The organism is Phenylobacterium sp. (assembly GCF_031984885.1).
Taxonomy (GTDB): Bacteria; Pseudomonadota; Alphaproteobacteria; order Caulobacterales; family Caulobacteraceae; genus Phenylobacterium.
On the sequence record NZ_DAMABV010000007.1, the window covers coordinates 148,241 to 162,274 of the forward strand.

Consider the following 14,034-nt stretch of genomic DNA (forward strand, 5'->3'; position numbering starts at 1 on the left):
GCCACACCCTCCGGGAGCGGGTTTTCGACGGGGCGGCGATCGGCATGCGGAAGTTTTCGAAGGCCGGGTTTGATCCGGCCGCCGTTAGGTTTGGTCAGGGAGTCCGTAAATTACGCAAAACCAATGACTTAGTGAGTATTATTCGTGAGTGATCAAAAATTACTTATTCGGGTATGCGGTCGTATATGAAATTTCTCAGTTACGTCAAAAATATGAGCTGAAATGGCGCGCATTTCAAGGCTGTAATGTTCGCAACAACGCTCTGGCGTCCTGCAACTTCTCCGTCAATGATCGCCATACTCGAACATAGACAATCGCGGCATTTCAATCGCCGCGTGGGTTCGAGGGGGAAAGGAAACACTGATGTTGAAGAGCAGATATTTCTGCGGCGGGTCGATTTTGGCCGTCGCCCTCGCGTTCGGCGTGTCCGGCGTGGCCGCCGCGCAGGAGGGCGCGACTGTTGAGGAGGTGGTGGTCACCGGCTCATTCATCGCCGGGACACCTGAAGACGCGGCCCTGCCGGTGGACGTCATCAGCTCCAGGGAGCTGGAGGCGCGCGGTTCGCCGACCATGGTCCAACTGATCAAGACCATCCCGTCGTCGGGCGCGGTGATCGGCGAAAACAACCGCTTCGGCTCCGGCTCGGGCGCGGCGACCATCAACCTGCGCAACCTCAACTCGCCGACGACCGGCTCGCGGACCCTGGTCCTGTTCAACGGCCGCCGGGTCCCGGTGTCGCCGCAGAGCCTCAACTCGGTGGACGTGAACCTGCTGCCGACGGCCGCGATCGGCCGGGTGGAAGTGCTGAAGGACGGCGCGGCCGCGACCTACGGCTCGGACGCCATCGGCGGCGTCGTCAACTTCATCACCCGCACCGACCTCGACGGGTTCGAGTTCAGCGGGCAATACCAGTTCATAGACGGGTCGGACGGCGACTACGAAGCCAACCTGGCCTGGGGCAAGAAGTGGGACAACGCCGACGCCCTGGTCACCCTCGGCTACCGGCATCGCTCCAAGCTGCCGATCCAGGAACGCGACTGGGCGCTGCGCACCGGCGTCGACGGCTTCCTGCAGAACCCGCTGGGCGGCTGGGCCAGCACCGGCAACCCCGGCCAGTACAACGTGATCTCGTCGATCACGCCGGGGCTCAACGGCGGCTTCGCCACGGCAACGCTCGGCGCGGGCCTGCCGGACATCGGCTGCGCGGCCAACGGCGGCGCGCCCTACAACATCACGGCCGTGATCGGCCTGCGTCAGCTCAACCCGGACGCCAACTCGTGTCAGTTCCAGTACACGGTGTTCGACAACCTGGTTGAGGACGAAGAGCACTTCCAGGCCTACGGCAAGTTCAACTTCGACATCACCGACACCCTGTCGGCCAATATCGAAGTGCTCTACGCCATGCACGACACGCCCGAGCAGAGCTGGGCGGTGACCGGGCCGAACCAGTTCCCGACCCCGCTCAGCGCGGGCGGCACCTCGCCGATCCCGGCGCTCAGCCCGTCGGATCAGGGCCGCTTCTACATCCCGGCGACCAACCCGGGCCTGTTGGCGCTGATCAGCCAGGTCAACGGCGCCAACTGCAACGGCTCGGTCCTGCCCTACGGCATCGACGCGGCCAGTTGCCAGACGGCGCTGAACGCGGCGCGGGCCGCGGTGGCGACGGCGGCGACCAACGGCGTCGCGGCCAGCCAGACGTCCTGGCGTCCGATCGGCTTCGGCGGCAACCCGTACACCGAAGACAAGCACGCCCACTATTCCTACAAGGTCGACACCTTCCGGGTGTCCGGCGGCTTCAAGGGCGAGCTGCCGTTCGGCATCAACTGGGACGGCGCGCTGACCTATCAGCAGCAGGACTACACCCGGGTGCAGGAAGACATCTCGGTCAACCGCCTGCAGCAGGGCCTGAGCGGCTTCGCCAGCCGGGCCGGGGCGGCCGACCAGTGCACCGCGGCCGAGACCAATAACTGGACGAGCAACGCCGGCAACGCGGCGATGGGGTGCTACTACTTCAATCCCTTCGCGAACGGCTTCGAGCAGAGCCTGTCGGACGTCGCGCCCAACCCCTACTATCTCGGCTCCGCCGCCATTCCGGGCTTCAACGAAGCCGTCGCCGCCCGCAACGAGGTGGTCGACTGGATGGACGAGCGGCTGGTCAACAAGATGTCGACCCGCCTGTTCGTCGCCGACCTGATCCTGAACGGCGAACTGCCCTGGGAACTGGGCGGCGGCGTGGTGAAGTGGGCGGCCGGCGGCCAATACCGCTACGACCAGTACCGTCAGAACCCGGAGATCCTGCACGACGTCAACGCCACGCCGTGCGTGGACTCGCCGCCGTTCGGCGACGGCCAGCCCTACTGCCTGGTGCCCACCGGGCCGTACCTGTTCAACGCCAACCTGGCCCAGTACGACGTTTCGCGTGAGATCAGCTCGGTCTTCGCCGAAACCCTGCTGCCGATCACCGACGACCTCGAGCTGACCCTGGCGGCCCGCTACGAGTACTATGCGGGGCAGGGCGAGACCTTCAATCCGAAGGCTTCGCTGCGCTGGCAGGCCCTGGACTGGCTGGCCCTGCGCGGCTCGGTCGGCACCACCTACCGCGCGCCCTCGGCGATCATCACGACCACGAACTTCACCCGTGGCCTGACCAACGCCAACGGCACGTGGCGCGCCAACGACCAGTACGGCAACCCGAACCTCGATCCGGAAACCGCCTTCACCTACAGCGTCGGCGCGATGGCCAAGATCGGGGCGTTCCGCGCCACGATCGATTACTGGAGCTTCGACTTCGAGGACCAACTGATCCTCGAAAGCGCCACGGACATGCTGGCCGCCGCGTTCCCGGCCGCCGGCCCGAACGTCTGCACCAGCGCCGATCCGGCCTACGTGGCGCTGCGTTCGCGCTTCACCTTCACCGACCTGGGCTGCGGCCGCGCCAACGTCCAGTCGTACCGCACGCAATACATCAACGGCGGCAAGGTGAAGACCTCGGGCGTCGACTTCCAGGCCAACCTCGACGTCGGCGACCTGTTCAACGGGCAACTGACCACCGGCTTCGACGGCAGCTACCTGATCCAGTACGACGAAGATCCCTACACGATCGAAGGCGTCGCGGCTCCGGCCGCCGGCACCCAGGAGCGTGCGGGCACCTACCGTGCGTCGATCTTCACCGGCTACAACAGGCTGCGCGCCAACGCCTATGTGAACTGGTCCAGCGGCATCCATAACCTGCGCTGGCAGACCCGCTTCATCAGCTCGGTCAACCAGACGGAGTCGAACCCGATCGGCCTGGCGCTCGCCACCAAGTCGACGACCAAGATCCCGGAATACTGGCAGCACGACCTGACCTATCGGGCCGAACTGCCGTGGGACACGACCCTGACGGCGACCGTGCAGAACATCTTCGACGAGGAGCCGCCGTTCGCGATCGGCACCCAGTACAACTACGACCCCTCCAGCGCCAACCCGCTGGGCCGGGTGTTCGCGGTGGCGGTGAAGAAGCGCTTCTAGGCGCGGGCTCACCGAAGCTAAGCCGAAGCGCCGTCCCCGAAAGGGGGCGGCGCTTTTGTCTTGCCTGGGGTACGGCTCGCGTTCCGCGGCCGATCGAGCGCCCAAAGCGCGGCTTTCATGCAACAGTTATGCGTTTACTTGCCGTTGCGGCGCCCTTCGCCACGGGCGCGCGCGCCTCAGGCGTCTCCAAGGCGGCGGCGCACGCGAGCAACATTCTGAAATATGCGCATATCCTGTTGCGGTAAGGGGTTGAGGCGCATTCAGGCGTCAAAGGCGCCCATGTATCAGGGGTTTATGAACGCCGATCACTACCGCTCACCGTGCGATTCTGAATTGTGGACAACGGTATGTTGCGGCCTTGAAAAATAGTGGCGCAGCCGCAAGGCGCGTCGGATGATCTTTCTGCTCATGAGTCCACAGCCCTCGCACCAGATGAGGGCGGCTCTCGAGGGGGAAGGAAACCTATGTTGAAGAGCAGATATTTCTGCGGCGGCTCAATATTGGCCGTCGTCCTGGCAATTTCAGCCAACAGTTCAGCCCAAGCCCAGTCCAGCCAGGTATCCACCGTCGAGGAGGTGGTCGTCACCGGCTCGTTTATCGCCGGCACGCCCGAGGATGCGGCCCTGCCGGTGGACGTCATCGGCTCCAAGGAGCTCGAGACCCGCGGCTCGCCGACCATGGTCCAGTTCATCAAGACCATCCCGTCGTCGGGCGCGGTGATCGGCGAGAACAACCGCTTCGGCTCGGGCTCCGGCGCGGCCACGGTCAACCTGCGCAGCCTGAACTCGACGGTGACGGGCGCCCGGACCCTGGTGCTGTTCAACGGCCGGCGGGTGCCGGTCTCGCCCCAGGGCCTGAATTCGGTCGACATCAACCTGCTGCCGACCGCGGCGATCGGCCGGGTCGAGGTGCTGAAGGACGGCGCGGCCGCCACCTATGGCTCCGACGCCATCGGCGGGGTGGTCAACTTCATCACCCGCAGCGATCTCGACGGCTTCGAGGTCGGCGGCCAGTACCAGTTCATCGACGGCTCCGACGGCGACTACGAGGCCTCGGTCGCCTGGGGCAAGAAGTGGGAGCGTGCGGACGCCCTGCTCACCTTCGGCTACCGGCGCCGGTCGGAGATGCCGATCTTCGAACGCGACTGGGCGATCCGGACCGGAGCCGACGGCTTCCTGGAAAACCCGCTGGGCGGCTGGGCCGGCACCGGCAACCCCGGCGGCTACAACTATGCGACCACCGCCCCGGTCGGCTCGCCGACGAGCGGTTTCAGCGCGGCGACCTTCACGGGCGTCCTGCCGGACATCGGTTGCGCGGCCAATGGCGGCGCGCCCTACAACCTTACCACCCTGATCGGGGCCCGGGCCGTGGTGCCGGACTCCAGCGTCTGCAATTTCCAGTACACCAGCTTCGACAACCTGGTTGAGGACGAGCACCACTACCAGGCCTACGGCAAGTTCAACTTCGACGTGACGGACAACATCACCGCCAACATCGAAGTGCTGTACGCCATGCACGAAACCCCGCTGCAAAGCTGGGCCGTGACCGGGCCGAACCAGTTCCCGGCGCCGCAACTGGCCTCCGGCGCCTCGCCCGGCGGCGGGGTCTCGCCGATCCCGGCGACCGGCACCGGCGAGCAGTCGCGCTTCTACATTCCCAACACCAACCCGGGCCTGCTGGCGCTGATCTCGCAGATCAACGCGGCGAGCTGCGCGGGGCCGAACCTGCCTTACGGGGTGGATGCGGCGAGCTGCGCGACCGGCCTGGCGATGGCGCGGGCGGGGGTGGCCAACGCCCTGGCCTACGGCGTGGCGACCAGCCAGAGCGTCTGGCGTCCGATCGGCTTCGCGGGCAATCCCTATACCGACGACCAGCACGCCCACTACACCTACAAGGTCGATACGGCGCGGGTGTCCGGCGGCTTCCGGGGACGGTTCGAGAACGGGCTCGGCTTCGACCTGGCGCTGACCTACCAGAAGCAGGACTACAACTATAACCTCGAAGACCTGTCGGTTAACCGGCTGCAACTCGCCCTGCGCGGCTTCGGCAGCCGCGACGGCGCCTCCGACCAGTGCACGGCGGCCGAAACCGCCAACTACACCACCAACGCCGGCAATGCGGCCCTGGGCTGCTTCTACTTCAACCCGTTCACCAACGCCTTCGGCGAGAGCCTGGCGCAGGTGGGGCCGAACCCCTTCTACGTCGCCGACAGCGCCATCCCCGGCTTCAACGACGCGGCCGCCAACCGCGGCGCGGTGGTCGCCTGGATGGACGACAAGCAGCGCAACGAGATCTCCTCGGAGCTGTTCGTCGCCGACCTGGTGGTCAACGGCGAACTGCCCTGGGACTTCGGCGGCGGCAACGTCGCCTGGGCGGCCGGCGCCCAGTATCGCTACGACCGGACGATCCAGGACCCGGACGTCATCTACGACGCCAACGCCACGCCCTGCGTGGACTCGGTGCCGTACGGGGACGGCTCGCCGTTCTGCCCGACCACCGCCAACGGTCCCTTCCTGTTCAATGCGAACCTGCGTCCGTACGACGTGAACCGGAAGATCAGCGCGGTCTTCGCCGAGACCAAGATCCCGTTCACCGACAGCCTCGAACTGACCCTCGCCGGGCGCTACGAGTACTATGAGAGCCAGGGCGAGACGTTCAATCCGAAGGCGGCGATCCGCTGGCAGGTCCAGGACTGGCTGGCCCTGCGCGGCTCGGTCGGCACCACCTACCGCGCGCCGGCGGCGACGATCACGACGACGAACTTCACCCGCGGCCTGACCAACGCCAACGGCACCTACCGGGCCAACGACCTCTACGGGAACCCGAACCTCGATCCGGAAACCGCCTTCACCTACAACGTCGGCGCGGCGGTGAACTTCGCGAACTTCCGCGGCACGATCGACTACTGGAACTTCGACTTCGAGGACCCGCTGACCTCGGAGGTCACGGCCGACCTGCTGAACGTGATGTTCCCGGGCGGCTCGGCGACCGGCAACTGCGGCGCCGCCGCCTATGCCGCGGTCCAGGCCAGGTTCACCTTCGCCGGGGCCTGCAGCCGCGCCAACATCCTCTCCTACCGCACCCAGTACATCAACGGCGGCAAGGTGAAGACCTCGGGCGTCGACTTCCAGGCCAACCTCGACGTCGGCGAGGTGCTGAGCGGCGTCCTGACCGCCGGCTTCGACGGGACCTACCTGCTGAAGTACGACGAGGCGCCCTACATGATCGAGGGCTTCCCCTCGAACGCGGCGGGCGTCCAGGAGCGGGCCGGCACCTATCGCGCCTCGCTGTTCACCGGCTACAACAAGCTGCGCGCCAACGCCTACATGAACTGGTCCAGCGGCATCCATAACCTGCGCTGGCAGACGCGGTTCGTCTCCTCGACCAACCAGGTGGAGACCAACTCCATCGCCCTGGCCGCGGCCCTGAAGAAGCCGATCAAGATCTCGGAATACTGGCAGCACGACCTGACCTATCGGGTCGAACTGCCGTGGGACACGACGGCGACCGTGACGGTCCAGAACATGTTCGACGAGGATCCGCCCTTCGCGCTGGGCACCCAGTACAACTATGACCCGGGCAGCGGTAACCCGCTCGGCCGCGTCTATGCGGTGGCGCTCAAGAAGCGCTTCTAGGCAGACCTCCGGCCAGCGCGGTTTTCAGGCGCAGGGCCGATCTGCGGGCGTCGCCCCCTCGAAGGCGGCGCCCGCTTTTTCTTTTCAGGGCTTGGCCTTCTCAGGCGTAAGCGGGGCCATGCTCATGCTCCCTTCGCTGCCTGGGGCGCGAGGCTATGACCTTTGCGGGCCGCGCGCTTCCGGAATCGGTCCGGGGCGACCAGCTCGGCCAGGGGCGCGGGCAGGGGCGAGGGCGCGCCGAGGACCTGGGCGGCGACGTGCTCGGCCAGCAGCGGCGCCAGGCAGAAGCCGCGCGATCCCAGGCCGGCCAGCACGTGAACCCCGGCCAGGCCTAGCGCGGCGCCGGCCAGCGGCAGGTGGTCGGGCGTGGCGGCGCGGACCGAGGCGCGGCCGTCCAGCTCGGCTCCGACCAGCCGCGCGGCGAGGCCCGGCAAGGCGGCGGCCAGGGTGGCGCGGTTGCGCTCGTGATCGGCGGCGCGCAGGTCGGTGGCGGTCTCGCCGCGGTCATGGGTGGCGCCGAACAGCAGGCCATCGCGGGTGGGGACCGCATAGCCGCCCCAGGCGGCGGCCTGGGCGGGGCGGGCGGCGCGCGTCCAGCTCGCCTGGCCGCGGACGGGGCCGATCGGCAGGCCGTCCAGCAAGGCGCCGATAGCGGGGCCTATCGTCAGGATTACCGCCTCGGCTTCCACAATCGTGCCGCCCGCGGCGTCCAGCAGCCGCCAGCCGCCGTCCGTGGGGGCGAGGCTCGCGACCTCGGCGCGCAGGACGGGGCCGATCCAGGCCGAGAGGATCGCCGCCGGCTCGACGACGAGGGCGGCGGCCAGGTCCAGCGCCGGGGCGGGGGAAGGCTCGCCCAGGCGAGCGCTGGCCGCCTCGACCTCCAGCAGCGACAGCGCGCCCGGCTCGAAGAGGTCGGCGGCGGCGATCTTGCCGAACCGCTCCAGGTCGCGCTCGCCGCCGGCCAGTTGCAGCACGCTGCGGGCGATGATCGCGTCCGGCGGCTCGTCATAGAGCCGCCCCGCCCGGGCGAACGCCTGGGCGAAGAGCCGGGCCAGCGGGCCAAGGCCGGCGTCCAGGCGCGGGGTGACCAGGGCGGCGGGATTGCCCGAGGCGCCGGCGCCGGGGCCTTCGGCGTCGAGGACCACGGGATCGCAGCCAAGGGCGCGCAGGGCGCGGGCCGCGCCGGCTCCGGCGATCCCCGCCCCGACCACGGCGACTCTCGGGAAAGGCGGCTCCGAGACCGCGCCGGGTAGCCGCGCTTCCAACCGTTCGCGCTTGCGCCCGAAGCCGGGGCGTTTCTCGACCTCGAAGCCGGCGGCGGCGAGGCCGCGACGGACCGCGCCGGCGACGGTGAAGGTGGCGGCGCGGGCGCCGGGCGCCGAACGGGCGGCGACCAGGGCCATGATCTCCTCGCGCCACATGGCCGGATTGAGCGCCGGGGAGAAGCCGTCGAGGAACCAGGCGTCGGCCTGCCCGCTCCACTCGGCCAGGGCGCTTTCGACGTCCATCACCGCCAGGTCGAGGACGGCGCCCAGCTCGGGCAGGTCGATCCGGTGAAAGCCCCGGGCGCGGCCGGGCCAGCGGCGCACCAGCAGGCCGGCCAGGTCGGCGAGCTCGGGCCAGCGCGAGAGGGCGCGCGCGGCCTCCTGCGCGGTGATCGGGTGGGCCTCGATGCTGAAGACGTGCAGGCGCCCGCCCGGCGGGGCGCTGCGCCGCCAGAGATCGAGCAGGGCCAGGATGTTGAGGCCGGTGCCGAAGCCCAGCTCGCCGACCGTGAAGGCCCGCCGTCCGGCCCAGGCCTGCGGCAGGCCGCAGCCTTGCAGGAACACCGCGCGGGTCTCGGCCAGGCCGTCCTCGGCGGAGAAATAGACGTCGCCATAGAGCCGCGATCGCGGTTGGCCGTCGTCGGTCCAGGCGAGGGGGGATTCGTCGCTCATCGCGCCGTTATAACGCGCAATAGAAAAGGGCCGCCCCTCGGGACGGCCCTTCGCTCAAGAACGCAGATGCGTTCGAAAGACTTACTTCGCGGCCGGAGCAGCGGCTTCAGCAGCGGCGTCGGCCGGAGCAGCAGCAGCGGCGGCAGCGGCGTCGGTCGCGTCGCCAGCGGCCTTCGTGGCGTCGGCGGCGGCGTCAGCGGCAGTGGCGGCGGCGTCGGTCGCGGTGGCGGCGGCGTCGGTCGCGGTTTCGGCGGTGGCTTCGGCAGCGTCAGCGGCCTTTTCGGCCGGCTTGCCGCAAGCGGCGACGGACAGAGCGGCGACGGCGGCGCCGGCGACGAGCAGCTTGCGAAGGATTTCGGTGGTCATGTCCCTGGGTCCCCTGGAAACGGAGGTTAGAAGGCGCCCAACGAGGCGCCCCTGACGGGGAACTTCGCTGCGCTGTTTCGGAATATGCCCGGCTTCGCGCTCAGGGCAAGGCTTTAATTCACGCCCTCGTGATCACTTTTACAGCCCAGCCGTCGATCGCCTGGAAAACCAAGGCCTTCACGGGTGTTGTCGGACGGCGCGTCAATGTGGTTTCGAAGGATGGTGCGCGGCGCGATAGGCGGTCGGCGGAGGGTTTGGCGATGGATTCGGTTCTGGCGGAGGCGCCGCGGGCGCGGCTGATCGACCTGGAGGGCCGCGGCGGCGCCATGGCGGCGTTGGATTTCGGCGATCCCCAGCGGCCCGTGGACGTGGTCTTCGTGCACGCCAACGGCTTCAACGCCCGCACCTATCGCGCGATCCTGGCGCCGCTGGCGCGTGAGCTGCGGATCCTGGCCGTGGATCAGCGCGGACACGGACGCTCGACCCTGCCGGCCGAAACCGAAGGCCGCACCTCCTGGGACGGGCTGCGGGACGACCTGCTGGCGCTGCTGGCCGCGCTCGACCTGCGCGACGTGGTGCTGGCCGGGCACTCGATGGGCGGCACGGCCTGCGTGCTGGCTCAGGCGCAGGCGCCCGAGCGGGTGCGCAGCGTCGTGCTGTTCGATCCGGTGGTGATCGCCTCGGCCGGCCTGGTCGATCCCGAGCAGTTCGCCAACTCGCCCCTGGCCCAGGGCGCCCTGCGCCGCCGTTCGGTGTTCCCCGACAAGGCCAGCGTGGTCAGCGCCTATACCGGCCGCGGCGCCTTCAGGACCTGGAGCGCCGAGACGCTGGCCGACTACGTGGCCGACGGCTTCCGCGAGCGTCCCGACGGCCAGGTCGAACTCGCCTGCGCGCCGGAGTGGGAAGCCTCCAACTTCTCGTCCCACGCCCACGACACCTGGGGGGCGTTCGAGCAGGCCCAGGTCCCGATCCGCATCCTGCGCGCGGGGGAAGGTTCGACCTGCCGCGAGGACCCGAAGCTGGACGCCCTGGTCGCCGCCGGCCGGATCGCGATGGAGACGGTTGCGGGGACCACCCACTTCCTGCCGATGGAGCGGCCGGACCTGGTGCAGGCGGCGTTGCGGGCCGCCGCGCTCTAGAGCGCCAGGCCGGGCGGCGAGGCGGCGCGGAACGCGTCCTGGGCCTGCGGCGAGATATCCACGACCTTGCGCAAGTCGAGGTCGAAGGAGACGACCACGGCCTCGGCGCTGGCCCAGGCCTGGCCGGTCTGCGGGTCCAGCATCCAGTGCATCACCCGGCGGGTGCGCGCATCGCAGCCGGCGAAGCCCGAGCGCAGCTCGACTCCGTCGCCGGCCTCGGGCCAGGCCAGGTGCAGCACCCGGTACTCGAGCACAGCGCCGCCGATGCGGGGCGCGGGCTGGTCCTGCGCGACTTCGGGGCCGGGCCGAACGTCGCCGAACAGCCGGCCGACCCCGTCGGAGACCCGGCCGATGAAGATCTCGGGCCGCATCCGTCCGAACACGTCGCATTCGGCCGGCCCCACGACCCCGAGGCCGATGCGCTTGAGGCCCAGCTCATGCGCCCGCGGCAGGCTGGCGGTGGACGTCACCGGCGAGAGGTCGATGCTGCGCGCGGCGGCGTAGGGCGGAACCTCGACGGCCAGCGCCCTGGCCTGGTCGAGGATGCGCGCGGGCCAGGGGAAGGGGCGCAGCTCGCGCGCCGTGGCGTGGTCGACCCGCAGTTGGAAGGTGGCGGCCGGATGGCCGTCCAGATGGCGGATGACCAGCAGCAGCCGCGCGTCGCACTCGCCCATCTCGATCACGCCGCCGGTCATGTGCAGCGAGGCGCCGGGCTTGGCCTCGCGCAGGAAGCGGATGTGCTGCTCGCGGACGATCAGGGTCGACTCGCCGTCGGCGGCGAAGGCGCGGGGCATCCCGAGTCGGGCGGCCAGGCCGGCCAGCCCCTCCTGGGCCTTGGCGACCCAGAAGCGGACGTTCATGTGGCCCATCTCGTCGCATTCCCAGGTGTTGACCCCGCCGCTCCAGACCTCGACGCCAGACACTTGGATGCTCCCCCGGAAATTCGAACGGCGGGACCTTAGGGGGTGCGCCCCCGGGGCGCCAGCCGGGGGAGGCGATGGGTTCCGGCGCCATCCCGGTTTGCGAGGCAAGAGCGGGGTCCATTGAGGCCGCGATGGCGGGATGGGGCGCCGGCTGCGCGAGGCTTGCGAGATCAGGTGTTCATGGGTCCCGGTCTTCGGCCTGCGGCCGAAACCGGGATGACGCGGGGGCGGGGGAGACCATGCGCGGGGAGGAAATGAGACGCCGGCGGCTGGCTCTCGTCGCTTCGAAGCTCTAAGCCACTGCCGAATCAGGTTGCGAGGACGGCATGAGCGGAAACAACGACGAGTTCGTCTATGACGAAACCACGGGCGAGTGGGTCAGCGCGGCGGACGCCGCGAAGAACGCCGCGAGCGCCCAGCAGGTGGACGTGCGCGACGCGGTGGGCAACCTGCTGGCCGACGGCGACAGCGTCACCCTGATCAAGGACCTGAAGGTCAAGGGCGCGGGCCAGACCCTGAAGCGCGGCACGGTGATCCGGTCGATCCGGCTGACCGGCGACGAGCAGGAGATCGACTGCCGCCACGAGAGCATCAAGGGCCTGGTGCTGCGCGCCGAGTTCGTGCGCAAGCTCTAGTCGCGCTTGCCTTCGGCCGGGTCGCCGGCCGCGCCCATATGGCCGCCGGGCGGGGTGTCGGTGGCGAAGCTGCGGCTCTCTTCCAGATCGCGGGCGGCGTCGGGCGGGGCCTCGCCCGGGGGCCGGCGGCGCGGCGGCGACGGGCGGTTCGGCGTCGGATCACGGGGTTGCGGCATTGGACGTCCTCCTGGCCTGAAGGAAAAATCGCCGGAGGGCCGCGACGTTCCAGGCATCCGGCCAGGAGTGGCCGCCGTATCGGCTACATGCCACAGTCGAGCGCCCCCGGAGGAAGCCAGATGCCGCCGCCCGCCAGCATGCTCGTTCGCCGGCACGGCCTGGTGACGCGCGTGACCCACTGGGTCAACCTGGCGGCCGTGGTCGTGCTGCTGCTGAGCGGCCTGCAGATCTTCAACGCGCACCCGGCGCTCTATTGGGGCGACGTCTCCACCTTTGCCGATCCATGGGTGTCGCTGTTCGCGGCCGAGCGCGGGGGCCAGGGCGTGGGCGTGACCAAGGTCGGCTCGGCCTATTTCGAGACCACCGGGGTGCTGGGCTTCTCGGACGGCGAGGTGCGCGGCTTTCCGGCCTGGGCGACCCTGCCCAGCTATCGCAGCCTGGCCGACGGGCGGCGCTGGCACTTCGCCTTCGCCTGGCTCTTCGTGCTGAACGGGCTGGTCTATGTCGGGGGCGGGCTGATCGGCGGCCACATCCGGCGCGACCTGCTGCTGGCGCGCGATCAGGCCGCGGCGCGCCATCTGCTGCGCGAGATCGCCGACCATGCGCGCCTGAGGTTCCCCAAGGGTCCCGCCGCCCTGCGCTACAACGCCCTGCAGAAGCTGGCCTATCTGGCGGTGATCTTCGGGCTGCTGCCGCTGATGGTGCTGACCGGGCTGTCGATGTCGCCGGGCATGAACGCCGGCCTGCCCTGGCTGCCGGAGCTGTTCGGCGGGCGGCAGTCGGCGCGGACGATCCACTTCATCTGCGCCGGTCTGATCGTGCTGTTCGTGCTGGTCCACGTGGCGATGGTGCTGGTCGCCGGGCCGGTGAACGGCCTGCGCGCGATGATCACCGGCAGGTTCGCGGTCCGCCGGGGAGAGCCATGATGAACCGCCGCTCCTGGCTGTCGGGCGCCGCGGCCGCGGCGATGGGCGCGGTGCTGGGGGCCTGCGACAGGCTCACCATGAACCCCGGGGTCCAGAGGGGCCTGGCGCGCGCCGAGGGCCTGACCCGGCGGGTCCAGCGGCTGGTCGTCGATCGCCGGGCGCTGGCCCAGGAGTTCACGCCGGCCGAGATCTCGCCGGACTTCCGCGCCAACGGCTCCACCGCGCCAGGCGACCCCGAGTACCGCGCCCTGGTCGAGGGCGGGTTCGCCGACTGGCGGCTGGTGATCGACGGCCTGGTGGAGCGGCCGCTGTCGCTGACGATGGCGCAGTTGCGCGCCCAGCCGGCGCGGACCCAGATCACCCGCCACGACTGCGTCGAGGGCTGGTCGGCGATCGGCCAGTGGTCGGGCGCGCGGCTGGGGCCGCTGCTGGACCGGGCCGGGCTGAAGGCGGGCGCGCGCTACATCGTCTTCCATTGCGCCGACACCCTGGACCCGAACGCGCCCGAGGGCCTGCGCCGCTATTACGAGAGCATCGACCTGATCGACGCCTATCACCCGCAGACCATCCTGGCCTACGACATGAACGGCGCGCCGCTGGCGGTGAAGCACGGGGCGCCGCTGCGGCTGCGGGTCGAGCGGCAACTGGGCTACAAGCACGCCAAGTACGTCATGCGGATCGAGGCGGTCGCCGACCTGGCCGGGCTCGGCGCCGGCAAGGGCGGGTTCTGGGAAGACCGCGGCTACGAGTGGTACGCCGGCATCTGAGATCGCCTGGAATTGACAT

The 14,034-nt window shown here is 69.5% G+C and carries 10 protein-coding genes; 6 read left to right on the plus strand and 4 right to left on the minus strand.

Going from position 1 to position 14,034, the window contains the following annotated elements:
- The first annotated feature begins 363 nt into the window (after positions 1-363).
- Entirely contained in the window at positions 364-3,510 is a 3,147-nt protein-coding gene (locus RTL41_RS12555) for a TonB-dependent receptor domain-containing protein (RefSeq protein ID WP_312164879.1), read from the plus strand.
- 500 nt (positions 3,511-4,010) lie between these two features.
- On the plus strand, positions 4,011-7,145 hold the full coding sequence (locus RTL41_RS12560; RefSeq protein ID WP_312164881.1) for a TonB-dependent receptor domain-containing protein: 3,135 nt from the start codon (positions 4,011-4,013) through the stop codon (positions 7,143-7,145).
- 122 nt (positions 7,146-7,267) lie between these two features.
- Here RTL41_RS12560 and mnmD read toward each other — a convergent pair whose 3' ends face one another.
- A complete protein-coding gene (gene mnmD / locus RTL41_RS12565) occupies positions 7,268-9,082 on the minus strand; it encodes a tRNA (5-methylaminomethyl-2-thiouridine)(34)-methyltransferase MnmD (protein ID WP_312164883.1) in 1,815 nt (604 codons plus the stop codon).
- Positions 9,083-9,163: 81 nt separating this feature from the next.
- Positions 9,164-9,448: a hypothetical protein gene (locus tag RTL41_RS12570; protein ID WP_312164885.1), complete on the minus strand. Its 285-nt coding sequence runs from the start codon at positions 9,446-9,448 to the stop codon at positions 9,164-9,166.
- A gap of 260 nt (positions 9,449-9,708) precedes the next feature.
- Here RTL41_RS12570 and RTL41_RS12575 point away from each other — a divergent pair, with 260 nt between their 5' ends.
- On the plus strand, positions 9,709-10,587 hold the full coding sequence (locus RTL41_RS12575; RefSeq protein WP_312164887.1) for an alpha/beta hydrolase: 879 nt from the start codon (positions 9,709-9,711) through the stop codon (positions 10,585-10,587).
- On the opposite strand, the gene RTL41_RS12580 is transcribed toward RTL41_RS12575, so the two are convergent.
- Complete coding sequence (locus RTL41_RS12580) at positions 10,584-11,510, minus strand: thioesterase family protein (RefSeq protein ID WP_409418333.1); 927 nt, start codon at positions 11,508-11,510, stop codon at positions 10,584-10,586. The two genes, RTL41_RS12575 and RTL41_RS12580, sit on opposite strands and share 4 nt — an antisense overlap.
- Before the next feature lie 422 nt (positions 11,511-11,932).
- Here RTL41_RS12580 and RTL41_RS12585 point away from each other — a divergent pair, with 422 nt between their 5' ends.
- The gene (locus RTL41_RS12585) at positions 11,933-12,145 is read left to right on the plus strand and encodes an alkylphosphonate utilization protein (RefSeq protein WP_312165135.1); all 213 of its coding nucleotides are present in this window, start codon (positions 11,933-11,935) and stop codon (positions 12,143-12,145) included.
- On the opposite strand, the gene RTL41_RS12590 is transcribed toward RTL41_RS12585, so the two are convergent.
- Entirely contained in the window at positions 12,142-12,321 is a 180-nt protein-coding gene (locus tag RTL41_RS12590; RefSeq protein ID WP_312164889.1) for a hypothetical protein, read from the minus strand. The genes RTL41_RS12585 and RTL41_RS12590 overlap by 4 nt on opposite strands.
- 120 nt (positions 12,322-12,441) lie before the next feature.
- Between RTL41_RS12590 and RTL41_RS12595 the strand changes: the two genes are divergently transcribed.
- Complete coding sequence (locus RTL41_RS12595; RefSeq protein WP_312164892.1) at positions 12,442-13,248, plus strand: cytochrome b/b6 domain-containing protein; 807 nt, start codon at positions 12,442-12,444, stop codon at positions 13,246-13,248.
- Entirely contained in the window at positions 13,248-14,015 is a 768-nt protein-coding gene (locus RTL41_RS12600) for a molybdopterin-dependent oxidoreductase (RefSeq protein ID WP_312164894.1), read from the plus strand. The genes RTL41_RS12595 and RTL41_RS12600 overlap by 1 nt, the downstream gene beginning before the upstream one ends.
- Positions 14,016-14,034: the final 19 nt, after the last annotated feature.